This window comes from Pseudomonas sp. NFX98, from assembly GCF_047784845.1.
Lineage (GTDB): Bacteria > Pseudomonadota > Gammaproteobacteria > Pseudomonadales > Pseudomonadaceae > Aquipseudomonas.
Window position 1 is genome coordinate 30476 of record NZ_JBLNNF010000029.1, and the last position, 24122, is coordinate 54597.

General features: G+C 60.5%; 20 protein-coding genes. 8 read left to right on the plus strand and 12 right to left on the minus strand.

The annotated features are described in order from the left end of the window. Positions 1-114: 114 nt before the first annotated feature. From ACM110_RS28350 to ACM110_RS28395, 10 genes are all read right to left on the minus strand, one after another. Positions 115-1185: an ABC transporter ATP-binding protein gene (locus tag ACM110_RS28350; protein ID WP_416130378.1), complete on the minus strand. Its 1071-nt coding sequence runs from the start codon at positions 1183-1185 to the stop codon at positions 115-117. Then, a complete protein-coding gene (locus ACM110_RS28355; protein ID WP_416130379.1) occupies positions 1182-2780 on the minus strand; it encodes an ABC transporter permease in 1599 nt (532 codons plus the stop codon). The genes ACM110_RS28350 and ACM110_RS28355 overlap by 4 nt, the downstream gene beginning before the upstream one ends. A gap of 3 nt (positions 2781-2783) precedes the next feature. Then, complete coding sequence (locus ACM110_RS28360) at positions 2784-3797, minus strand: iron ABC transporter substrate-binding protein (RefSeq protein WP_416130380.1); 1014 nt, start codon at positions 3795-3797, stop codon at positions 2784-2786. Positions 3798-3934: 137 nt separating this feature from the next. Further along, positions 3935-4492, minus strand: coding sequence for a membrane integrity-associated transporter subunit PqiC (locus tag ACM110_RS28365; protein ID WP_416130381.1), 558 nt, complete (start codon positions 4490-4492; stop codon positions 3935-3937). A gap of 17 nt (positions 4493-4509) precedes the next feature. Further along, complete coding sequence (locus ACM110_RS28370; protein ID WP_416130382.1) at positions 4510-6186, minus strand: intermembrane transport protein PqiB; 1677 nt, start codon at positions 6184-6186, stop codon at positions 4510-4512. Beyond that, a complete protein-coding gene (locus tag ACM110_RS28375) occupies positions 6167-6826 on the minus strand; it encodes a paraquat-inducible protein A (RefSeq protein ID WP_416130383.1) in 660 nt (219 codons plus the stop codon). Before ACM110_RS28375 ends, ACM110_RS28370 begins: the two co-directional genes overlap by 20 nt. Continuing rightward, positions 6823-7419 carry a paraquat-inducible protein A gene (locus ACM110_RS28380; RefSeq protein ID WP_416130384.1) on the minus strand — a complete coding sequence of 199 codons (597 nt, stop codon included), beginning with the start codon at positions 7417-7419 and terminating at the stop codon, positions 6823-6825. The genes ACM110_RS28375 and ACM110_RS28380 overlap by 4 nt, the downstream gene beginning before the upstream one ends. A gap of 211 nt (positions 7420-7630) precedes the next feature. Then, positions 7631-8932 carry an NAD(P)/FAD-dependent oxidoreductase gene (locus ACM110_RS28385; RefSeq protein WP_416130385.1) on the minus strand — a complete coding sequence of 434 codons (1302 nt, stop codon included), beginning with the start codon at positions 8930-8932 and terminating at the stop codon, positions 7631-7633. After that, complete coding sequence (locus tag ACM110_RS28390) at positions 8929-10017, minus strand: polyamine ABC transporter substrate-binding protein (RefSeq protein ID WP_416130386.1); 1089 nt, start codon at positions 10015-10017, stop codon at positions 8929-8931. The genes ACM110_RS28385 and ACM110_RS28390 overlap by 4 nt, the downstream gene beginning before the upstream one ends. 154 nt (positions 10018-10171) lie before the next feature. Beyond that, on the minus strand, positions 10172-11530 hold the full coding sequence (locus tag ACM110_RS28395; protein ID WP_338581029.1) for a glutamine synthetase family protein: 1359 nt from the start codon (positions 11528-11530) through the stop codon (positions 10172-10174). A gap of 161 nt (positions 11531-11691) precedes the next feature. On the opposite strand from ACM110_RS28395, the gene ACM110_RS28400 reads away from it, so the two are divergent. Further along, entirely contained in the window at positions 11692-12621 is a 930-nt protein-coding gene (locus ACM110_RS28400) for a helix-turn-helix domain-containing protein (protein WP_416130387.1), read from the plus strand. On the opposite strand, the gene ACM110_RS28405 is transcribed toward ACM110_RS28400, so the two are convergent. Then, positions 12618-13214 (minus strand): cupin domain-containing protein, encoded by a 597-nt coding sequence (locus ACM110_RS28405; protein ID WP_338581027.1) that lies wholly within the window; start codon positions 13212-13214, stop codon positions 12618-12620. The genes ACM110_RS28400 and ACM110_RS28405 overlap by 4 nt on opposite strands. 162 nt (positions 13215-13376) lie before the next feature. Beyond that, positions 13377-15338: an FAD-dependent oxidoreductase gene (locus tag ACM110_RS28410; protein ID WP_416130388.1), complete on the minus strand. Its 1962-nt coding sequence runs from the start codon at positions 15336-15338 to the stop codon at positions 13377-13379. Positions 15339-15650: 312 nt separating this feature from the next. Between ACM110_RS28410 and ACM110_RS28415 the strand changes: the two genes are divergently transcribed. The 7 genes from ACM110_RS28415 (at position 15651) to ACM110_RS28445 (ending at position 23905) form a co-directional block, all read left to right on the plus strand. Beyond that, entirely contained in the window at positions 15651-16700 is a 1050-nt protein-coding gene (locus ACM110_RS28415) for an ABC transporter substrate-binding protein (RefSeq protein WP_416130389.1), read from the plus strand. A gap of 77 nt (positions 16701-16777) precedes the next feature. Beyond that, the gene (locus ACM110_RS28420; RefSeq protein WP_416130390.1) at positions 16778-17569 is read left to right on the plus strand and encodes a class II aldolase/adducin family protein; all 792 of its coding nucleotides are present in this window, start codon (positions 16778-16780) and stop codon (positions 17567-17569) included. 225 nt (positions 17570-17794) lie between these two features. Further along, the gene (locus ACM110_RS28425; RefSeq protein ID WP_416130391.1) at positions 17795-18442 is read left to right on the plus strand and encodes a TetR family transcriptional regulator C-terminal domain-containing protein; all 648 of its coding nucleotides are present in this window, start codon (positions 17795-17797) and stop codon (positions 18440-18442) included. A 92-nt stretch (positions 18443-18534) separates the two neighbouring features. Then, entirely contained in the window at positions 18535-19251 is a 717-nt protein-coding gene (locus tag ACM110_RS28430; protein WP_416130392.1) for a response regulator, read from the plus strand. Positions 19252-19277: 26 nt separating this feature from the next. Further along, entirely contained in the window at positions 19278-20027 is a 750-nt protein-coding gene (locus tag ACM110_RS28435) for a substrate-binding periplasmic protein (RefSeq protein ID WP_416130397.1), read from the plus strand. After that, positions 20024-22285 (plus strand): ATP-binding protein, encoded by a 2262-nt coding sequence (locus tag ACM110_RS28440; RefSeq protein ID WP_416130393.1) that lies wholly within the window; start codon positions 20024-20026, stop codon positions 22283-22285. The genes ACM110_RS28435 and ACM110_RS28440 overlap by 4 nt, the downstream gene beginning before the upstream one ends. A gap of 207 nt (positions 22286-22492) precedes the next feature. After that, entirely contained in the window at positions 22493-23905 is a 1413-nt protein-coding gene (locus tag ACM110_RS28445) for an amino acid permease (RefSeq protein ID WP_416130394.1), read from the plus strand. The last annotated feature ends 217 nt before the right edge of the window (positions 23906-24122 follow it).

Here is a 24122-nt window from a genome sequence, read left to right on the forward strand (position 1 = left end):
GGCAAGCTGCATCCTCCTGTAGGAGCTGTCGAGTGCAACGAGGCTGCGATCTTTTGATTTTTAAAGACAAGATCAAAAGATCGCAGCCTGCGGCAGCTCCTACAGGAACCTACGTCAAGGCTCGCTGAGCACATGTGCATGACCAATGGTCGAGACATGCACGGCGCTGCCGGCCGGTGGCGCGTACATGCCCGAACTGCGCACCAGCAGTGAACGTCCGGTGTCTTCGCCGGGGGCCAAGGCCTGCAATTCCACGGTCAGGGTGCAGGTGTTGCCGCTGAAGTCGCGGTCGGTCACCACCGCACGGCAACCGGCGACTTCCGCGCTATTGGGCAGGACGCTGGCGACCTGCAATTGCTCGGGCCGCAGCATGATTTGCGCCGCGCTGTTATTGCGGTGGTTGTTGACGGGTATCCGGCCCAGATCGCAATGGGCCCAACCGGCTTCGATGCGGGCGGGCATCACCACCGCATCACCGAGAAACAGCGCAGTCTGGACATCGTCGGGATAACGGTAAAGGTCCAGCGGATGCCCCGACTGCACCAGTCGACCGTGGCGCATCACCGCCAGTTGATCGGCGAAGGACAGCGCTTCGCTCTGGTCGTGGGTGACCAGGATGGTGGTGACCCCGGCTTCCGCCAGCAAACGCGCGACCAGTTTGCGCATGCTCGCGCGCAGGCCGGTATCGAGCGCGGAGAACGGTTCGTCCAGCAGCATCAGCCGTGGCTGTTGGGCCAGCGCTCGCGCCAGCGCCACCCGTTGCTGCTGGCCGCCGGACAGTTCGTGGGGCCAGCGCTCGGCCATGTTCGAATCCAGGGCCACGCTGTCCATCAGCTCCTCGACGCGGTGCTGCTTTTCGCTGCCCTTGGTCGCCAGGCCGAAACCGATATTGGCAGCCACCGTCATGTGCGGGAACAGCGCGCCGTCCTGCGGCACATAACCAATCAGGCGTTGATGCGCCGGCACTTCATGGGTGCTGTCGACCAGTGTCTGGCCATTGAGTGACAGACGCCCGGAGTCCGGGAATTCGAAGCCGGCGATCATCCGCAGCAAGGTGGTTTTGCCCGACCCGGAAGGGCCGACGATCACCGTGCGGCTGCCGCTGGGCACGGACAGGCTGACATCGTCCAGCGCTCGGTGGGCGCCGTAGGATTTGTTCAGCGAATGCAGTTCTAGAGCGTTCATCGGCCAGCCGTTTTTTTGGATTGGTGATAAAGGATTCCGGTCAACGGAAGCGACAGCACAATCATCAACAGCGCGTAGGGCGCCGCGGCGGCGTAGTCGATTTCGCTGGTCAGCGCCCAGAACCCGGTGGCCAGCGTGCGCGTACCGTTGGGGGCGAGCAGCAGGGTGGCGGTCAGTTCGTTGGTGATCGCCAGGAACACCAGCGCAGCGCCGGCAGCGGCGCCCGGTGCGGCCAGCCGCAGGGTAATCAGCCACAATGCCCGGACCGGCGAACGGCCAAGGCTGCGGGCGATGTTTTCCAGTTCCACCGGCGCCTGGGCGATGCCGGCGCGCAGGCTCACCAGCGCGCGCGGCAGAAACATCAGCAGATACGCCAGCAGCACGGTGATGGTGGTCTGGTAGATCGGCCGGGCAAAATGGATGGTCACGGTGACCAGGGCCAACGCGACGACGATTCCCGGCAACGAACTGGTGATGTAGTTGCAGCTTTCCAGAACCCGTTGCAGTCGGCCCGGATAGCGAATCGACAGCCAGGCAATCGGGATCGCCGCGCAGGTGGTCAGGGCTGCACCGGCCACGCCGAATAACAGCGTCTGTTCCAGGGCCGGCAACAGTTCGCTCAAATCCCAGACCTGCAAGCCTCCGGCGATCAGCCACTGGCCCAGGGTGATCAACGGCACGCCCAGCGCGAGGGCGCAGGTGATGACCTGTAACACAAGCCCGAGTGCGGTCGATGGGGTGCGCAGGATTACGATTCGCTGTTCACGGGCGCTGCCCGAGCCGACGCGGGCATAGCGCGCCGTGCCACGCGCGGCCGATTCAGCGGTCAGCATGGCCAGGCAGCATAGGGCGAGCACGCTGGCCAACATGTGCGCGGCCGCGCCGTTGAAGGTGGATTTGAACTGATCGAAGATCGCCGTGGTGAAGGTGTCGAAGCGAATCATCGCGTACAGGCCGTATTCGGCCAGTAGATGCAGGCCCACCAGCAGTGCGCCGCCGCAGATCGCCAGGCGCAGTTGCGGCAGCACCACCCGGAAAAACACCGCCCAGGGCTTGAGCCCGAGCGATTCGGCAACGTCTTCGATGGCCGGGTCCAGTCGGCGCAACGTGGCGGCAACCGGCAGGTACAAAAACGGAAAATAGGCGATGACCGAGACCAGTACCCCGGCAAACAACCCGTGAATCGGCGGCACCAGGCTGACCCAGGCGTAACTGTGCACGAACGCCGGCACCGCCAGTGGCGCCGTCGCCAGCAACGACCACCAGCGCCGTCCCGGCAGGTCGGTGCGTTCGGTCAGCCAGGCCAGCGTCACCCCGAGGGCGATGCACAGGGGCACGGTGATGAGCACCAGCAACACGGTGTTGACCAGCAACTCGCCGACCCGTGGCCGGAACACCAGCGTGACCACCGTCGACCAGCCCGTCTGCAACGACACGCCGATCACATAGGCAATCGGCAGCAGCGCCAATAACGAAACCAGCACCGACAAACCGACCACCCACGCGCCGCCACGGCTCGCGAACATGCCGCGTGATCGTCGGCGCAGGTTGGCGGGTAGTGCGTCTGTGACACCCGCCGGCAGGATTTCAGGCATCAATTAAAGCAGTCCGGCCTGAGTCATCAGCTCCACGGCTTTTTTGCTGTCGAGTTTCGAAGCATCGACGGTTGGCGCGTCGAGCTGCTGCAAAGGCACCAGTTTGGGATTGGATTGAGCGTTCTTGCCCACGGCGTACTCAAACGATTTGCCGTCCTTGAGGATGGCCTGGCCGTCCTTGCCGGTAATCCATTTCAGGAACGCCTGGGCTTGTTCCTTGTGTTTGCTGGACGCCAGAACGCCGCCACCGGAAATGCTGACGAACGCACCCGGGTCCTTGTGCTTGAAGTAGTGCAGGGCGGTGTTCTTGCTGTTCTCGCCGGTCTTGGACTGATCGACGAAGCTGTAATAGTGATAGATCACGCCGCTGTCGATCTGCCCGGCGTTGACCGCTTTGAGCACCGAGCTGTTGCCGCGATAGGCGGTGAAGTTGGTTTTCATGGCTTTCAACCAGTCAAGCGTCGCGGCCTCGCCTTTCTGTTCGAGGATGGCAGCGACGATGGCCTGGAAGTCGGCACCGCCCGGCGATGCGCCCCAGCGACCTTTCCAGCTCGGGTCGGCCAGGTCCATGATCGATTTCGGCAGCTGCGCTTCCGGCAGTTTGCTCGGGTTGTAGACGAACACCGTGGAGCGTGCGGCGATGCCCACCCACTTGCCGTGGGCCGGACGGTAGGCGGACTCGACTTGCTCCAGGGTGGTTTTATCGACCGACGCAAACAGCCCCGCGTTGTCGACCAGCACCATGGCCGGGGAGTTTTCGGTCAGGAACACATCGGCCGGCGAGGCGGCGCCTTCCTGGACGATCTGGTTGCCCATTTCGGTGTCATCGCCGTTGCGCATGGTGACCGGAATCCCGGTTTCCTGAGTGAAACCTTCAACCCAGGCCTTGGTCAGGCCTTCGTGCTGCGCGTTGTAGACCACTATGCCGACGCCATCGGCTGCGTATACATGGCCGGCGCTCACCAACGCGGTGGCCAGCAGGGCTTTTTTCAGGAAGGACGGGATACGGGAAATCATGCTGTGGCAGCTCCTGGCTTTTTAATCGAGCAAGCAGATTTGACGGGGAAGACGTCGATTATTGTAGATCAATAGGAATCATTTGCATGTTTGCGGCGCGGCAAATGTAAAGGGCCAAATGAGAAAAAAACGTCAAATCATTGGGTCGATGGACAACCTTTTTGCGAGCCACTCGCTGCCTGGCTGATCACCGCGGCCAGACGCTTGACGTTGTTCTGCTGGGCCGCCACCAGTTCATCGATGGACGGCCCTGAAGGTGTCTGCAATGTACTGCGACAGGTCATCAGGGTGTTTTCATCGCCATTGGCGCCGCGCAAGCGCCATTTGACGTCGATCAAGCCGTATTGCCCGGGAATCGAATCGAAGCGCTGCACCTCCAGTCGTACCGAAACCCGACGTTGCGGATTACTGTTGATCATCTGGTCGAGCAGGGCACTGCGCAACTCATCCACAAGACTGGCGCCCCACCATTGGGTTTCGAGAATCGCCATGCCGGTGTTGCCCTCACGCACCACAATCTGCGGCCGGTCGACCTGCGGGGGGACGGTCAGGCCTTCGATCTGGATATCCGTCGTGGGTCTGCCGTTGCTGCTCAATTGGGCCGGTGTCAGGGTGTGGAATTGAATCGGGTCGCTGCGGCAAGCGGCGAGCAGCAACACTGCGGTCATCACGGTCAGCTTGTGCGAAAAAGCCATGGGTGTTGCTCCTGTGGTCAATTGCGCGGTGGCGCTTGCAGGTCCATCGGTGCGGCATTGTTGGGCCGACCGCGAATCAGCGATTCCGGATGCCGCCCGAGGTAGTCCGAAAGGTCACGCAAGGACCGCGACGTGCGTCCCAACTCGTCCAGCGTCTGCCCCAGTTTTTCCCGCTGAGGCGAATCTTCGGCCAGGGTCGAATTGGCCGATTGCAACGTGGTATTGGCCGATTCCAGGGTCTTGCTCACGCTCGACAGGGTGTTTTGTACCCCTGGCAGCGTCTTGCCATTGAACTGGCTCAGGGTTTTCCGCATTTCGACGAGGTTGCCGTCAAGATTGCCGGCAATGCGTTCAACCGGCAGTTTGTTGATCTTGTCGACCATGGCTTCGAGTTTTTCCTGCAATTGCTCCAGGCTACCCGGAACGGTCGGAATCATGACCGGACGCGCCGTGGCATCGAAGGCGACTTTTTCGGCTTTCGGGTAGAAATCCAGCGCGACGTACAACTGGCCGGTCAACAGGTTGCCGGTGCGGGCCTGGGCGCGCAGGCCGTTCTCGATGAAGGTGCCGATCAGGCGTACGCTAGCGGCTTCGTCATTGGGATCATGATTGAGCACAGCGAGCATTTTCGTGTGGGCCTGCCCCAAACGTTGTGGGTAGATCACGATGCCGACGTTGAGCGGGAAGCTGCGTTTCTTCGCATCGAAATCCAGATTGATCGACACCACTCGGCCGATTTCCATGCCGAGGAATTCCACCGGCGCATCGACCTTGAGCCCGCGCAGTGCCTGATCGAAGCGCAAGGCCAGATATTGTGGTTTGCCATTGGGGGGGGCGAGGGCGGTTTGCTGGTCGTCGAACAGTTCGTAGGCGTATTCCTCAGGCGCCGGTTTGTCGTTGGGGCTGTATTCAGGCGCGCGGAACGCGATGCCGCCCACCAGGATCGAGGACAAGGACTCGGTCTTGACCGCGAAACCGTTGGCCCCGACGTTGACGTCAATACCGCTGGCGTTCCAGAACCGGGTGTTTTCAGTGACGTATTGATCGTTGGGCGCGTGGATGAACAATTCGATGTTCACGCCTTTGCCGTCCGGGTCCAGCTCGTAGGCCACGACCTGGCCGACCGGGATCTTGCGGAAGTAAACCGGCGAACCAATATCCAGCGAACCCAGATCCTGGGTATGCAGAGTGAAGCGCTTGCCCGGTTCGCCATAAGTGATTGGTGGCGGGTTTTCCAGGCCCTTGAAATTCTTCGCGCGGCCATTGGCTTGGCCGATGTCGGCGCCGATGTAGTCGCCGGACAGCAGCGTGTCGATGCCGGACACTCCGCCCGCACCGATACGTGGACGCACCACCCAGTACTGCGAGTCTTCGCGGGTAAAGCTTTCCGCCTGCTTGGCCAGTTTGATGGTGGCGTTGACGCTCTTCTGGTCGTTACTCAGTTCCACATCCGTGACATGACCGATCACCACGTTGCGGTACTTGACCTCGGTCTTGTTGGCGGTCAGGCCGTCACCAGTCTTGAACGTGACCGTGATGGTTGGCCCTTCCTTCAAGATACTGTTGACCACCAGCGAAATCCCCACGAGTACCGCGACAATCGGCACGATCCATACCAATGAAACGCCGAAACGGCGGGTCTTGATCGGGGCCTGACCGGGGGCCTGTGGCCCGTCAGTGGCTTGAGACTGCATCCTTGACCTCCTCGTTTGGTTTATCCCGCTCTGCCTCTTTATCCCAGATCAGGCGCGGATCGAAACTCATGGCCGACAGCATGGTGAACACCACCACCAGCCCAAAAAACAGAATGCCCGGACGCGGTTCGATGTCGGCCAGGGCTTGAAACTTCACCAGTGAGGCCACCAGCGCGACCACGATCACATCGAGCATCGACCAGTAGCCGATCACCTCGACGAAGCGGTACAGCTTCGAGCGCTCCTTGCGCGCCCACTCGCTGTCGCGTTGCACAGTGACCAGCAGCAACGTGATCGCCACGAACTTGATGCCCGGCACCGCGATACTGGCGATGAAAATGATCAGGGCGATGTCCCAGGCGCCAGCCTCCCAGAACTCCAGCACGCCGCTGATGATCGTGCTATCGGCACCGTTGCCGACCATTTTGGTGTTCATCACCGGCAGCAGATTGGCCGGAACATAGAACACCAGGGCGGTGATCATGTAGGCCCAGGTCCGCGTCAGCGAATTGGTCTTTCGTCGATGCAGCGGTGCACCGCAGCGCTCACATTCGTGAGGCTGGCTGGTCATGTCACAGGCCAGGCCGCAGCTATGGCACAGGCACAGATTGAGGTCGTCGGCGACCGGTGGCGTATTCATGGGATGTCCCACAGATCACGGATGTCGCGGCCGGCGATACGGATCATCATCAGGCTGAGAACGGCCAGCGCGAACAAGCCGATGCCGGGCAGCACATCGAGCAAACCGGCAAGCTTGATCACCGCGACCATTGCCCCCAGCAGGCAGACTTCCAGCATGCTCCAGGGCCTCAACGTTTCCAGCCAGCGCATGCAGAACTTGAAGCCCGGAGAGCGACGATGGGCGAGGGCGTAGACCAAGACCCAGATCAGCAGCGACAACTGGATAATCGGCGCGATGATCATGGCGATGGCGGCCACCATAGCGATAAAGGTGATCGGCCCGAGGCTCAAGGCCAGCACCGAATCCCAAAGTGTTGCGCTGTTTTTCAGGCCTTTGAGGCTGATGCTCATGACCGGATAGAAATTGGCGAAGATCCACAGCATCAATGCGGTGAAGGTCAGCGCCAGGCGCTGCTCCACCGTCAGGCCGTTATAGCGCTGAAGCACACCGCCGCAGCGCGTACACAGGGTTTTCTGATGTTTGGCGAGCGTCGCTTTTTCGTACACGCAGTCGCAGTGCTCGCAGATGATCAGTTGGGCATTCGTCGCCATGGGCCAGGCTCGACAGGAGGCAGGAATTGATGAGCACCCCCTCAATATAGAAGTGACTCGCAATTGAGCAAATCGAAAGGCTGAACGAGATAGATGGGGCTGCGAATGTACGCGGTCAATGTAGGAGCTGCCGCAGGCTGCGATCTTTTGATCTGAAAAGATCAGGATCAAGAGATCGCAGCCTGCGGCAGCTCCTACAGGGACGGGTGTTTTAGCCGAGAACTTCGCGCATCCGATACCACAACATGCCAAGGGCCAGCAGTGGCGAGCGCAGGACGCGGCCGCCGGGGAAGGTCATGTGCGGCACGGCGCTGAACACGTCGAAACCTTTGCTGTGGCCAGCATGGATCGCCTCGCCCAGCAGCTTGGCGCACCAGTGGGTCACGTTCAGGCCATGACCGGAATAGCCTTGGGCGTAAAACACGTTCGGGTGCTGGCTCAAGCGCCCGACCTGCGGGAAACGATTGGCAGTGATGCCGATTTTGCCGCCCCATTGATAGTCGATGCGCACGTTGGCCAGTTGCGGGAAGACCTTGAGCATCTGCGGGCGCATGTATGCGGTGATGTCCCGAGGATCACGCCCGGAGTAATGGCAGGCGCCACCAAACAACAGGCGGCGGTCCGCCGAGAGCCGGTAGTAATCCAGGCCGACTTTCTGGTCGCACAGCGCCACGTTGTTCGGGATCAACTCTGCTGCAAGCTCAGGCGACAACGGTTCGGTGGCGATGATGTAGCTACCGGCCGGCAGCACCTTGCCGCTGAGTTTTGGTTCGAGTTCTTCCAGATGCGCGTTGCAGCCCAGCACCAGACTGCCGGCGCGTACTGTGCCACCGGCACATCGCACCTGCACTGTGTTGCCATGGATCAACTCCAGTACCGGGCTCTGTTCGAAGATCTTCACGCCAAGGGATTGCGCAAGCTGCGCTTCGCCCAGGACCAGATTCAACGGGTGTAAATGGCCCGAACCCATGTCGATCAGGCCACCGGCATACACGCCGGAATTCACCACTTGCTGACGAATCTGCTCAGGTGCGACCAAGCGGGTTTCGTGGGCGTAACCGGATTCCTTGAGTTCTGCGTATTCAGCCTTCAAACCGGCGAACTGCGCCGGGGTGTTGGCCAATTCGCAAAAGCCCCAGCGCAGGTCGCAATCGATCGCGTTTTCGCGGATGCGATTGCCCACCACTTGCACCGACTCCGTCCCAGCGTGCTCCAGATAGCGCACGCCTTCGGCACCGATGTGTTTGGCAAAACCGCTGACATCGTGGCCGATCCCGCGTATCAGTTGCCCGCCATTGCGCCCGCTGGCGCCCCAGCCAATTCGCCGCGCCTCCAGCAGGATCACTGAGAGCCCGCGCTGGGCCAGTTCAATGGCGGTATTGACCCCGGTAAAACCGCCGCCGATCACGCAGACATCGGCCACCAGGTCTTCGCCCAGCGTCGGCCAGGGCCCGATGCCATTGGCCGACGCCGCGTAGTAGGAGTGGGTATGTTCCTGGGTGTACTGGTTCATTTGTTGGACTTCACTTTGCTCCACGAACGGGTCATCAGTCGCATGATCGACTGTGGCGGCGTGGTCGAGATGTAGAGCTTGTCGAGGACTTCCTGGGACGGGTAAACCTCGGGATTGTTGACCAGTTCAGGGTCCATGTATTGCTTGGCGGCCGGGTTCGGGTTGGCGTAACCGACCGAGGCGCTGACCTTGGCGATCACCTGCGGGTCGAGCAGGTAATTGATGAAGGCGTGGGCTTCTTTCGGGTTGCTGGCGTCGGCGGGAATGGCCAGCAGGTCGAACCACAAGTTCGCGCCTTCCTTGGGAATCGCATAAGCGATGTTCACGCCATTTCCGGCTTCCTTGGCGCGGTTGGCGGCCTGGAACACATCACCCGAATAACCGAAGGCGACGCAGATATCGCCATTGGCCAGGTCGGAGACGTACTTGGAAGAGTGGAAATAGGTGATGTACGGACGAATGCTCAGCAGCTTGGCTTCGGCTTTCTTGAAGTCCTCGGGGTTCTCACTGCGCGGGTCCATGCCCATGTAGTTGAGGACCGCCGGGAACACTTCATCCGCCGAGTCCATCATCGACACGCCGCACGCGCTGAGCTTCTTGATGTTCTCCGGTTCGAACAGCACGGCCCAGGAATCGATGTGGTCGATGCCCAGCACTTGCTTGACCTTGTCGACGTTGTAACCGATGCCGTTGGTGCCCCACAGGTACGGCACCGAGTGCTCGTTGCCCGGATCGTTTTTCTCCAGCAACGTCAGCAATTTCGGATCGAGATTCTTGAAATTCGGTAGTTGTTCGCGATCCAGTTTGAGGAACGCGCCAGCTTTCACCTGACGGGCGAGGAAGTGGTTGGACGGCACCACCACGTCATACCCGGTGCGCCCCGCGAGCAGTTTGCCTTCCAGGGTTTCGTTGGAATCGAAGACGTCGTAGATCACCTTGATCCCGGTCTTGGCCTGGAAGTCGGCGAGGGTGGTTTCGCCGATATAGTCGGTCCAGTTGTAGACGCTGACCTGCGGCTGGGCCTGGGCAACGGCGCTGAACAGAACGGCCAGTGCGACCGGGACCACGGATTTCAATAGACGCATATCGATACCTTCTTGGAATTATTGGGATCTATGGGTAATCACCACACCCTGTGGGAGCTGGCTTGCCAGCGATGGCGGGCTGTCAGTCGACAACGTTGTTGAATGTGCCGCCCTCATCGCGGGCAAGCCCGCTCCCACAGTGAATGCGTGATGTTCAGACGCTGAGCATCAGGAACTCACGCTCCCACGAACTGATCACCCGCTTGAAGTTTTCGTGCTCGGCACGCTTGACCGCGACGTAACCGCGCACGAACTTGTCGCCCAGATAACGGCCAATGGTTTCGCTTTCTTCCATCTGGGTCAGGGCGTCTTCGATGGTGATCGGCAGGCGCAGGTTGCGGCGTTCATAGGCGCGGCCCTGTACAGCGGCGCTCGGTTCAATGCGCTCGACCATGCCGAGGTAGCCGCACAACAGACTGGCGGCGATGGCCAGGTACGGGTTGGCGTCGGCACCCGGCAAGCGGTTTTCCACGCGCATGGCGTCCGGGCTGGAGGTCGGTACGCGCAGGCCGACGGTGCGGTTTTCTTCGCCCCATTCGACGTTCACCGGCGCCGAGGTGTCCGGCAGGAAGCGGCGGAACGAGTTGACGTTCGGCGCGAACATCGGCAGCACCTTCGGGATGTACTTCTGCAAGCCACCGATGTGGTGCAGGAACAGCTCGCTCATGTTGCCATTGGCGTCGGCGAAGATCGGCTGGCCGGTGGCGATATCCACCACGCTCTGGTGAATGTGCATGGCGCTGCCTGGCTCGTCGCCGACCGGTTTGGCCATGAAGGTCGCCGCCACGTTGTGCTTGAGCGCCGCCTCACGCATGGTGCGTTTGAACACGGTGATCTGGTCGGCCAGGTCCAGCGCGTTGCCGTGACGGAAGTTGATTTCCATCTGTGCCGGGCCGTCTTCGTGGATCAGCGTGTCGAGGTCCAGGCCTTGCAATTCGCACCAGTCATAGACGTCTTCGAACAGCGGATCGAATTCGTTCGCCGCGTCGATGGAGAACGACTGACGACCGCTTTCGGCGCGACCGGAACGGCCCATCGGCGCCTTGAGCGGCAGGTCCGGGTCTTCGCAGCGCTGGGTCAGATAGAACTCCATTTCCGGCGCGACAATCGGCCGCCAGCCTTTGTCGGTGTACAGCTGCAGGACTTTCTTCAGCACGTTGCGCGGCGACAATTCAATCGGGTTGCCGAACTTGTCGAAGGTGTCGTGGATCACGATGGCGGTCGGCTCAATGGCCCATGGCACCACGTAGACCGCATCGGCGTCCGGCTTGCAGACCATGTCGATATCGGCGGGGTCGAGCAGGTCGTAGTAGATGTCGTCGTCGACAAAGTCCCCGGTTACCGTTTGCAGAAGGACACTTTCCGGCAGGCGCATGCCTCGCTCATGCAGGAACTTGTTGGTCGGTGCAATTTTGCCGCGTGCAATGCCGGTCAGATCGCTGACGACGCACTCGACTTCGGTAATCTTGTGATCTTTCAGCCAAGTGAACAGCTGATCGAAAGGGACATTCATAAAGACCTCGTTATTGGTTTTATTAACGCCAGGAGAGGCCAGTTTCATCCGCCGGACACTTCCCCTGTAGCGCGTTGACGTCTATCTTGGGCGAGCCTTGCGGTTCCATCTATCCACTTTAAGCAGCACAAAGCGCACCAAAAGAGTGCGCAAGGTCACCCATGACAAACGGCAATTCACTACAGGTTCAAGCGTTCAGTACCGCTGATGTCGCCGAGCAAATCCGCGCCACGCCGGGCTGGACCCAGCATTACCAACAGATGTCGCCGGGGCATTTCGCAGGTCTGGTGCGCTATCTGGATTTACAGGGCGTGGAGATTTATGAGGAACACATGAACACCCGGGTCGAGCAGAATTTCAGCGCGCCCCAGGGTTCGCTGGCGTTCTGTTTCGATCGCAGCGACAACGCGCTGTACGTGTTGAATGGCGAGAGCCGCAACATCTGGATCACCCCGGAGAACTATCAGGAAATCGCCGTGGTGTTCGGGCCGGAATTCGTCCAGCGCAACAGCCTGGACGTGGCTCGGCTGGAAGGGTTGTTCATGGCGCCGCTCAACTCGCAGCAGAACGCTTTGTTCTGTCGCTGGCTCAGCGGCACGCTGACGCGTCTGTCCCAGACTTTCGATCCGCCGACCCGGGAAGCGCTCACTCAGCAATTGCTGGAGGATTGCCTGTTCATCCTCGATAACGCCTGTGTCTGTCTCGATCAAGGCGCGTTGCAGCGCCGGGCCGGGGAACGGGCGATCATGAAGCGGGTAGGGGAATGGGCGGCGGACACCCCGGAAGAACATCTCAACCTGCTGGAGTTGTCCCAGGTTGCCGGGGTTTCACTGCGCCAGTTGCAGCATGCATTCAAGACCTACACCGGCATGGCGCCGACCCAATGGCTGCGCCTGCGCCGACTCAACAGCGCCCGCCGCGAACTGCTTAGCCGCACGCCAACGCAAACCACCGTCGCCGAAGTGGCGATGCATTGGTCGTTCTGGCATCTGGGTCGGTTTTCCAGCAGCTACCGGGCGCTGTTCAAGGAGTTGCCGAGCGACACGTTGAAGCGTGCGGGGAACACTGCGCTGGTGGGTCGGCGGCGTTAAAACGTTGGAGGGGTGATCACCCAGATCACCACCGCATCGACATCGCCGGGATTGCCGTAACGGTGCGGCTCCTGGCTGGAGAAACTGAAGCTGTCGCCTTCGCTGAGCTGAAAATGACGCTCACCCACCCACAACTCGAAACTGCCGGAAAGTAGATATCCGGCTTCTTCGCCTTCGTGGCTGTAGCTTTGCTGGCTGTAGGTGCCGGGCGGAAAACGCGAGTGGAGCATTTCCAGTTGTTGATTGGGTTGCGGGGTCAGCAACTGGTCGACGATGCCGTCTTCGTAATGCACGCTCAAGCGGCTGTTCTTGCGCACCACGACGCCATCATCTTCAGGGGCGGTGTTGGCTTCGCTGGCGAAAAACCACTGAATGGTTACACCGAGACTGCGGGCGATGTTGAACAGTGCCGGAATCGACGGGTAGGCGAGGTTGCGTTCCAGTTGGCTGATGTAGCCGGCGGTCAATTCGCTTTGCTGCGCCAATTCCGCCAGGGTCATGCCCCGGCGTTTGCGCAGGCCGCGAATCCGCGTGCCGAGGAAGTGTGGCTCGGCGGCGCCGGTTGCGGGCTGTGACTTGCTGTTGTTGCTCATGGAAAATTCCGAACCGGGGGCTGAGCTGCGCCCCTGTAGGAGCTGCCGCAGGCTGCGATCTTTTGATTTTGCTTTTCAGAAACAAGATCAAAAGATCGCAGCCTGCGGCAGCTCCTACAGAGAGTGATCAATTGCATTTAAAGCCCCGGAGTATAAACAGCCTCAGAGCTCCCACGCGACTTTCAAGCCTTCGTAAATCGCTTCTTCAGCCGTACGCGGCGCCAGGCAGTCGCCGATGCGGCGGAATTCCACCAGGCCTTGCAGCTCGGCGCCCAGCGTATCCACCGGTTGATGCCCCTGACACAGCACCAGCGTATCGATGTTTTCCATCAACATCGGCTCACCGCTGGCGGTGTGTTGCAGGTACACGGTGTTGTCGTCGCAACCGTACAGGCGTGCGTATGGCGTGATGGGGATCCCGAGTTTGTGCAACTCGCCGGCCAGTTGATCGCGCACGTACAGCGGCAGGTTTTCCCCGCAATGGGTGCCGTTGACTGCCAATTGCACCTGATGCCCGGCGCGGGTCAGGCGCTCGGCGATGCCCGGGCCGATCCAGTCGCAGCGCCAGTCGACCACCACCACGGAACGGCCGATCTGCACCTCCTCACGCAAGACCTGCCAGGCGTCCACCACCTGCAATTCGCCACCGCGTTCGAATGCTGGCCAATAGGGTTCGGCGCCGGTGGCGATGATCACCATCTCCGGTTTTTCCTGTTCCACCAAGGCACGGTCGACGCGGGTATTGCGCACCACGCGCACACCGGCCAATTCCATCTCCCGTTGCAGATTGGTGCTGGCGCCGCCGAACTCGCTGCGCCGTGGCAGCAATTGCGCGAGCAACACCTGGCCACCGAGTTGCGAACTGGCTTCGTACAGCGTCACCTCATGCCCACGCTGAGCGGCGACGGCGGCCGCTTTCATCCCTCCGGGGCCACCGCCGGCAATCATGATGCGTTTGCGATGTTTGGTAGGTTGGCGTTCGCCAAAAATCAGCTCGCGACCGGTTTCCGGGTGCTGGATGCAGGAAATCGGCAGGCCTTTGTGGAAGTGGCCGATGCACGCCTGATTGCAGGCAATGCAGGCGCGCACGTCTTCAGCGCGGCCGGTGTCGGTCTTGTTGGGCATCTGCGGGTCGCAGATCAGCGCGCGGGTCATGCCGCAGACATCGGCTTGCCCACGGGCCAGAATCAACTCGGCTTCCTGGGGTTGGTTGATGCGCCCGGTGACGAACAATGGAATGTCCAGACTCGCCTTGAACGTCCCGGCTTCCTTGGCCAGGTACGCTGCCTCGATCGCCATCGGCGGCACGATGTGCACCGCGCCGCCCAACGAGGCCGAAGTGCCGGCGACGATGTGCACGTAATCGAGTTGTGCTTGCAGCGATTGCACGGCGGCCAGGGATTCGTCTTCGGTCAGGCCTTCGGGGTCGCGTTCATCGGCGGAGATGCGCAGGCCGATGATGAACTGCTCGTCGGTCGCCGCACGCACGGCGGCGATCACTTCGCGCAGGAAACGCAAACGCTGTTCCAGCTCACCGTTGTAGCCATCGGTGCGGCGGTTGACCCGCGGGTTGATGAATTGCGCCGGCAGATAACCATGGCTGGCCACCACTTCGACGCCGTCGATGCCAGCCTGATGCAGGCGCCCGGCGGCAGCGGCATAACCGGCGACGATCTCGTCGATCATCGCCTGATCCAGCGCCCGCGGCATCACCCGAAACCGCTCGTTGGGCACGTTCGATGCCGAATAAGCCACGGCCAGCAGGCCATCGCTGGACTCCATGATTTCCCGTCCCGGATGGAACACCTGCGACAGCACCACGGTGCCATGGGCATGGCAGGTTTGCGCCAGTTTGCGATAACCCTCGATGCATTCATCGTCGGTGGCCATCAGCACATGGGAGGTGTACCGCGCGCTGTCATGCACCCCAGCCACTTGCAGCACGATCAGCCCGACACCGCCTTCGGCACGCGCACGGTGGTAGGCAATCAGTTGCTCGTTGACCAGATTGTCAGTGGGCATCGACGTGTCGTGACCGCTGGACATGATGCGGTTTTTCAGGCGCTTGCCACGGATCTGCAAGGGTTCGAACAGGTGTGCAAAAGTTGGGGTCGTGGTCGGCATGGTGCGGATACTCCAGACAGTCTGACCTGTAGGAGCGAGCCTGCTCGCGATGAACTTGAGGGCGACGCGTTCATCCAGACAACACGCGTCATCGTTAACGTCCATCGCGAGCACGCTCGCGCCTACAGAGGCATCAGGTTTCGGTTGTTATTATTGGTCTATAGAAATTTACCTGTAGTAAAAAATCAACTTGTTTTTTTACTGCGGCTTGCAGTAATTTCGTTTCGAGCCCGCTCCTGGGGCGAACCTCACAACAATAAAAAAGGGCTACACCGGCCTGTGACCGGGTGGCACCTGCAAGAGGAACCACTGATGAAATCGCAAACGCTCAAGCACGGTTTTTATCCTTTGGTGTTGACCCTGGCGATGGGGCTGGGCAGCGCTCAAGCCGCATCGGACATGGTGGTGGTCGGTTACGGCGGCGCGGGACAAAAAGCCCAGGACGTGGCGTTCTTCCAGCCTTTCGCCGCAGTGGATCAAAGCAAAGTGATCCAGAGCGAATACAACGGCGAAATGGCCAGGATCAAAGTGATGGTCGACACCGGCAACGTCGATTGGGACGTGGTGCAGATCGAGGGCCCGGACTTGATGCGTGGGTGCGAGGAGGGCATGTACGAGCGACTCGACTGGACGCGCCTGGGCCACGCTGACCAGTTGATCCCGGACGCGGCGCAGGAATGTGGTTCCGCTGCGCTGGTGTGGAGCGTGGCGATTGCCTACGACACTGACAAACTGGCCCAGGCACCCACGTCGTGGGCAGATTTCTGGGACGTCAAGAAAACCCCCGGCAAACGTGGGCTGCGCAAGCGTGCGGTGTACAACCTGGAATTCGCCTTGCTGGCGGACGGGGTAAAAGTCGAGGACGTGTACAAGGTGCTTGGCACCCCGCAGGGCGTAGACCGCGCGTTCGCCAAGTTGACTGAACTCAAGCCGTATATCCAGTGGTGGGAGGCAGGCGCGCAACCGCCGCAATGGCTGACCGCCGGTGACGTGGTGATGACGTCGACCTACAGCGGTCGTATCGCCGACGCGGCGCAAAAAGGCAGCCACCTCGGTCTGGTCTGGCCGGGCAGCCTGTATGGCATGGACTATTGGGCGATCATCAAGGGTTCCAAACACGTTGATCAGGCCCAGCGCTTCATTGCCTTCGCCAACCAGCCGGATGCGCAGGTCAAATACGTCGAGCAGATTCCCTACGGCCCGACCAACACCCAGGCCGCCGCGCGACTGGATGACAAACTGGCGCAATGGGTGCCGACGGCGCCGCAAAATCTCAAGGGTGCCTTGTCGATGAACGTCGGTTTCTGGGTCGACCATGGTGAAGAACTGGAAGAGCGCTTCAACGCCTGGGCCAGCAAATAAATAGCGATGGTGGCTGGACGTGTTGAAGCGTCCAGTCTTACTGTCTGCCCAGCCGAACAGCCTGGAGAGCCCGAACAATGAACAAAATTGCCATTGCGCTGACCGCCCCCGAGCGCAGCGTCACCGAACAGCGTCTGCGTGAAGAACTGGCGGCCTGTTATCGCTTGATTGCACATTTCCGCATGACCGACCTGATCTTCACCCACATCTCGGTGCGCATTCCGGGGCCGGAACATCACTTCTTGATCAACCCTTACGGGCTGATGTTCGATGAGATCACCGCCTCGAATCTGGTGAAAATCGACCTCAATGGCCACGCCGTCGAGCCTTCACCGTACCCGGTGAACCCGGCCGGTTTCGTGATTCACAGCGCCATTCATGGCGCCCGGGAAGACGCGCAATGTGTGCTGCACACCCACACCAAATCCGGTTGCGCCGTGGCGGCGTTGAAGTGCGGGTTACTGCCGGTGAACCAGATTTCCATGGAGTTTTACGGCCGGGTCGCTTACCACGACTACGAAGGCGTGGCGCTGGACATGAGCGAGCAGCAGCGACTGGTGCAGGACCTCGGCGACAAATCGGTGCTGATGTTGCGCAACCATGGTTTGTTGACCGTCGGCGAGACCGTGAGCCAGGCGTTTTTGCGTATGTATTACCTGGAAAAGGCCTGTGAAATTCAGTTGGCTGCGCAGGCGGCGGGGGAGATCGTTTTGCCACCGGCTGAGGTTTGTGCGCATACCGAGCGGCAGTTCAATGATCCAGGGCGGCCGTTGGATGAAGGCGAGTTGAGCGATCCGGATGCGATGCAACTGGCTTGGGCGGCGTTGTTGCGGTTGTTGGATCGGGTGGCTCCGGGGTATCGGGATTGATCCGGATTTACTGGTGAATGGGCTGGCCTCATCGCGGGCAAGCCATGCTCCTACAAGGGCGCGTTCGCATGACGGCCCACTCAATCGTAGGAGCAAAGCTTGCTCGCGATGCAGGCGACGCGGTTTACCAGACTGACTGGAGATTCTGCCTGCTCTTGCTGTACAGTCGTTCAGCTCGTCGCTTGCCAGCGCGGGCCCTAATGATTGAATCCAGGAGCAGTCGCCATGAATCAGGAAGCCCGTTTTTCCCGCATGGAACCGGAGTTGCGCAAGGCCAATCTGATCGAGGCAACGCTGGTGTGCCTCAAGCGTCATGGTTTCCAGGGTGCGTCGATTCGCAAGATTTCCGCCGAGGCGGGCGTTTCGGTGGGGCTGATCAGCCATCACTATTCCGGCAAGGATGAGTTGGTCGCCGAGGCTTACATGGCGATCACCGGACGCGTCATGACGCTGTTGCGCGACGCCATGGAGCAGGCCGCACCCAACGCGCGCGAGCGTTTGTCGGCGTTTTTCCGTGGTTCGTTTTCCGCAGAATTGCTCGACCCGCAGCTGATCGACGCCTGGCTGGCGTTCTGGGGCGCGGTGAAAACCGCCGAGGCGATCAACCAGGCTCACGATCATTCCTATGGCGAGTACCGCGCCATCCTGCGCAAGGTGTTGATGGAACTGGCGCAGGAAGAAGGCTGGGAAAACTTCGACGCCGATCTCGCCGCGATCAGCCTCAGTGCCTTGCTCGATGGCCTCTGGCTGGAGTTGGGACTGAACCCTGGGACTTTCACCCCGGAGCAGGGCATGCAGATTTGCGAGGCCTGGGTGGACGGTTTGCAGGCTGGTGGCCGGCAGCGCTTTTGTGGGCAGACGAGTAGCTGTTGATCACCTGTTCAACAGTGGCTACTCTCTGGCGCTGAAGCAACAAAACACTCTAATAAGAAATACGCCTTCGGGCCTGTGCGGGACACCCAGCAATGACTCCTCGGGTACTGATCGTCGACGACGATCCGCTGATTCGCGAACTGTTGCACGCCTACCTGTCCCAGGAAGGCTACGACGTACATTGCGCCGCCACGGCGGAGCTGGCCGAGGCCTTTCTGGCCAGCCAGGCCGTTGACCTGGTCATGCTCGATATCCGCTTGCCGGGCAAGGATGGACTGACCCTGACCCGCGAACTGCGGGTGCGTTCCGAAGTTGGCATCATCCTGATCACCGGGCGCAACGATGAAATCGACCGCATCGTCGGCCTCGAATGCGGCGCCGATGACTACGTGATCAAACCCCTCAATCCACGTGAACTGGTGTCGCGGGCGAAAAACCTGATTCGCCGGGTTCGTCATGCGCAAATTCCACAACCGGTCGCGGCAGTTTCGAAACCCGTCAAACAGTTCGCCGATTGGGCGCTGGACACCGACCGTCGACGCCTGATCGATCCTTCAGGCAGTGAAACCCTGCTGACCCACGGCGAATTCCAGTTGCTCAGCGTGTTCCTGCGCAACAGCGGCCACACCCTCAGCCGCGACCAGCTGATGGACCAGATCCGCAACCGCGAATGGGTGCCCAACGACCGCTCCATCGACGTACTGGTCGGCCGTTTGCGCCGCAAGTTGCACGACGACCCAGCCGAACCGCAACTGATCATCACCATCCACGGCGCCGGTTACCTGTTCACTGCCAGCCTGGCGGCGTGATTGCCTTGAGGCGATTGCTCTTGTTGATGTTGGTGTTGGCGGGCACTGCGCAGGCGGCGGAGAAGGTCCGTTACTGCGATTACCCGGTGTACCCGCCGATCTCCTGGAGCGACGGCAAACAGGTCCGTGGCCTGGCGCCGAGCGTGGTGAAAAAACTGTTCGGCCAACTCGGCTACGAGGTCGAGATCGTGGTGCTGGGCAACTGGAAGCGCTGCTTGCTTGACGCCGCCGAGGGCCGGGTCGACGTGGTGCTGGCCTACAGCACCGCACAACGGGAACAAAGCATGTTGTTTTCCACGGTGCCGGTGTTGCGCGAAGAAGTGGCGTTGTTCGTCAACCGGCAGCACCCGGTGAAATTCGAGCGGCTGGAAGATCTGTCCCGTTACCGTGGCGGCCTGCTGTTCGGTGAAAGCTATGGCGTGGAATTCGATCGCATGGTCGCGCAAAACAACAACATCGAATGGGTCTCCGACAGCCGCCAGAACTTCGGCAAGCTGATTCGCGGGCGCATCGATTTCATCACCCAGGAGCGCCGCACCGGTGAGCTCTACGTGCAGAACTTGCCCGGTGCCCAAGACATTGTGGCCTTGCCCAAGGCCTTGAGCGTGGATTACCTGCGGGTCGCGGTTTCCCGCCGTTCGCCGCTGGCCGCGAGCATGCCGCAGATCAATGAACAATTGCAGCGCATGGTCGATGCCGGTGACATCGAACGCCTGCTCAATGAAAGCGAAGTGACCTACCGCGACATGATCAACCTGCCGGCGAACGCGCAATGATCCGCGCCCGACCCGGTGGACTATTGCGACGCCTATTGCTGTTCATTTTGCTGTTCAGCCTGTGCTTCACCGTACTCGCCAGCAGCGTGCAGCTGTACATCGAATACCGTCGGGAAATGCGCGATATCGACGCGCGCATGGAGCTGATCCGCGCCGGATACCTGGCGAGCCTGGAACGAAGCCTGTGGGATTTGAACCAGGAGCAGTTGAACGTGCAGTTGCGCGGTCTGGTGGATTTTTCCGATGTGGCGCGGGTACACCTGAGCAGCCCCGATTTCGATTTGCTGCACGGCAATCCTGAACCGATCGGTCCACTGCGTAACGAGCGATTTGCCCTGGATTATCAACCGCCATCCGGCCCGTTGCGTCACCTCGGCGAACTCGAAGTCAGCACCGATCTGGGCGCGGTTTATCAGCGCCTGTATGCCACCGGTTTGACCAGCCTGTTGTGGATGGCGGTATTTCTCTGTGGCCTGGCGGTGGCGCTGTCGGGGTTGTTTTATCGATTGGTGACCCGACACCTGAAAGTCATGGCTGAATTTGCTCGGCGTATTGCTGCCGGTGATTGGCACGAGCCGCTGCAACTGGACAAGCAGCGCATCGCACAAAAAGACGAGATCGATACCGTGGCTAACGCCCTGGACGATATGCGCCGGGCGATCCTCAATGACATCGATCGCCGCGAAAGCGATCGCCTGGCCTTGCAGGATAACCGCGATGAATTGCTGAAAATGGTCGAGCGGCGTACCGCCAGCCTGATGCGCGCCAAGGACGAAGCCGAAGCGGCCAACCTTGCCAAATCGCGTTTCCTGGCGACCATGAGTCACGAGCTACGCACGCCACTCAACGGCATCCTAGGCATGGCCGAATTGCTGCGCGGCGCGAGCCTGGATCAGCAGGACAGCAAACGCCTGGATGCCTTGCACAAGGCGGGCGAGGGTTTGCTGACCATCCTTAATGAAGTGCTGTTTTTCGCCAAACTGGAGGAGGGCGTGAGCCTGCCCGAGCCGGTGGACTTCTCGATTCGCCAGTTGCTCGACGAAGTTCTGACCCTGCTGGAACCCAAGGCGCTGAACAACGACACGATCCTGCATTGCCGGGTCGATCAGCGGGTGGCCGAACATCACCACGGTGCCGAGCAATTCTTGCGACAAGTCCTGAGCAACCTGTTGGCCAACGCCATCAAGTTCACTGAGGGCGGCGAGGTCAGTGTCGAAGTGGCGCTGCTCATGCAGCCCGAAGGGATTAGCGGCGATCACCTGCGGGTGAGTGTCACCGATAACGGCATTGGCATTGCGCCGCAGATGCAGGCGAAGATTTTCGAGCGCTTTACCCAGGCCAGCGAGGAAGTGGCGCAGCGCTTTGGCGGCACCGGGTTGGGACTGGCGATCTGCAAACACCTGGTCGAGCAAATGGGCGGCAATATCGGTGTCACCAGCGAAGTCGCGCGGGGCAGTTGTTTCTGGTTCGAGCTGACGTTGCAGCCTGCTGCCGGTGTGACGGCGCAGGTGCCGATGGCGGTTGCCGGGCCGGCATTGAAGGTGCTGGTGGTAGAGGACGTGGCGCTCAATCGCGAAGTGGTCAAGGGCCTGCTGCAACGGGATGGCCATCAGGTGTGGCTGGCCGAGGAGGGCGAACAGGCGTTGGTGCAGTGCGCCGCGCAAACATTCGATCTGATTCTGCTCGATGTGCATCTGCCGGGCATGAGCGGTGTGCAATTGTGCAAACAGATCCGCAGCCTCGACGGGCCGAACCGCACCGCACGTATTTTCGCCCTGACCGCCAGTGTGCAACCAGCGCTGGTCCGCGGCTATCTGGATGCCGGTATGGATGGCGTGCTGTCCAAACCGCTGAAGCTGGACAACCTGCGCAAGGTGCTGAGCGGGCAATTGGTGACGCCAAAACCGGTTCAAGATGACGTCGCCATCGACTGGCCGCTGCTGCAAACCCACCGCAACTTGCTCGGTGAGCAGAAGGTGCAAGGGCTGTTGGCGGTGCTGCGCGATTCGATCGTCCAGCATCGCGAGGCGTTGAGCGAAGCCATTGAAGCCGACGACTTCACTGAAATCGCGCACTTGGCCCACCGGTTGGCGGGAAGCTGCGACTCACTGGGTTTCCGTGCCTTGGCCGGCGTGCTGAGATCAGTGGAAGAAGCGGCGCTGATTAACGATCAATCGGCCATCGAGCAGTTGGCGCCTACGGTTCATGAGCACTGCAAGCACGCGCTACAGACGCTGGAACAGCTGTTGCAGAGCTGACGTACAAGTTTGTTACGACTTTTCACAACTTCGATCTTTACGTTCAACGCGACCTTACATGGCTTTCCAATAATCGACGCAACCGCCGCAGCGCGGTCTTCGAAGCTTATTGGAGATAATAATAATGAATTGCCGTAAAGCTGATCCTTCCCCGCGCCGTGACGTCCTGTCATGCGCTGTCCGCCTCACCGACTTGAGGCTGCGGACATGAGTGAAAACATCGATCGCAAAGGCATCCAGCTCACCCGCGCCCTGAAGAGCCGGCACATTTTCATGCTGTCGCTCGGTGGCGTGATCGGCACCGGCTTGTTCATGGGCTCCGGTGTGATCATCAATCAGGGCGGTCCGGTGGGCGCGATTCTGGCGTACCTGGTGGCCGGATTCCTGATGTACCTGGTGATGGTCTGCCTGGGAGAACTGTCGGTGCAGATGCCGGTGTCCGGTTCGTTCCAGACCCACGCCACCCAATACATCGGGCCAGCCACCGGTTTCATGATCGGCTGGGTCTACTGGATGAGCTGGGCCACTACCGTCGGCCTGGAGTTCACCGCTGCCGGCATGCTGATGACCCGCTGGTTTCCGGAGGTGCCGATCTGGTATTGGTCGGCGCTGTTCGTGGTGGTGCTGTTCGGCATCAATGCCATGGCGACCCGTGCGTTTGGCGAAGCGGAGTACTGGTTTTCCGGGATCAAGGTTGCGGCGATTCTCGGATTCATCGTCGTTGGCGTGCTGGTGATCTTCGGCGCGATACCGCTGAGCAGCGGGGCGCCCGCGCCGATGGCGACCAACCTGATTGGCGATTCGTTGTTCCCCAACGGTTTGTCCGCCGTGTTCGCAGTGATGATGACCGTGGTCTACGCCTTCCAGGGCTGCGAGATCATGGGCGTGGCCGCCGGTGAAACCGATCAGCCGGAAAAGAGCATTCCCCGTGCAGTGCGCAACGTGGTATTCCGCGTGCTGATCTTTTACGTGCTGGCGATCATCGTGCTGTCGGCCATCGTGCCGTGGCAGCAGGCGGGGCTGATGGAAAGTCCGTTCGTGCAAGTGTTCGACATGGTCGGCATTCCGTACGCCGCTGACCTGATGAATTTCGTGATCCTCACAGCGATCCTGTCTGTGGGCAACTCCGGGCTGTACGCCTCGACGCGCATTCTGTGGGCAATGTCGAAAACCGGCATGGCGCCGAAGAGCCTGTCACCGCTCAGCAAACGTGGCGTGCCGCTACGCGCCCTGAGCATCACCTTATGCTTTGCGCTGGTGTCGCTGATGACCAGTTTCGTCGCGGCCGACACTTTGTTCATGGTGTTGATGGCGGTGAGCGGCATGTCCGGCACCGTGACCTGGATTGTCATCGCGCTGGCCCAGTACAAGTTCCGCAAGGCCTGGCTGCGTGACGGCAACAAACTCAGCGACCTGAAATACCGCGCGCCGTGGTTCCCGGTGCTGCCGCTGATGTGCATCACGCTGTGCTGTTCGCTGTTCGTGTTCCTCGCATTGGATGAAACCCAGCGGCCATCGCTGTACTGGGGCTTCGGGTTTATTGCGCTGTGTTATGGCGCGTATTTCCTGGTTCATCGCAAGCGTCAGGGCGTGTTGACGCCGAGCTTGCCGACCGCGTAATTCCTTGAAATAAACACACATCCCCTGTGGGAGCGGGCTTGCTCGCGAAAGCGGCATCATGTTCAACATCTGCGTTGACTGATCCACCGCCATCGCGAGCAAGCTCGCTTGTATGCTAGGACTTGAAGGGAGGAGGAGGGACAAGGCTCGATTCTGACTGTTAGCGCAGTACAGATCCGTGGGAGATTTCGCCCCTCCTCCTTTCACCCAAGCGCCG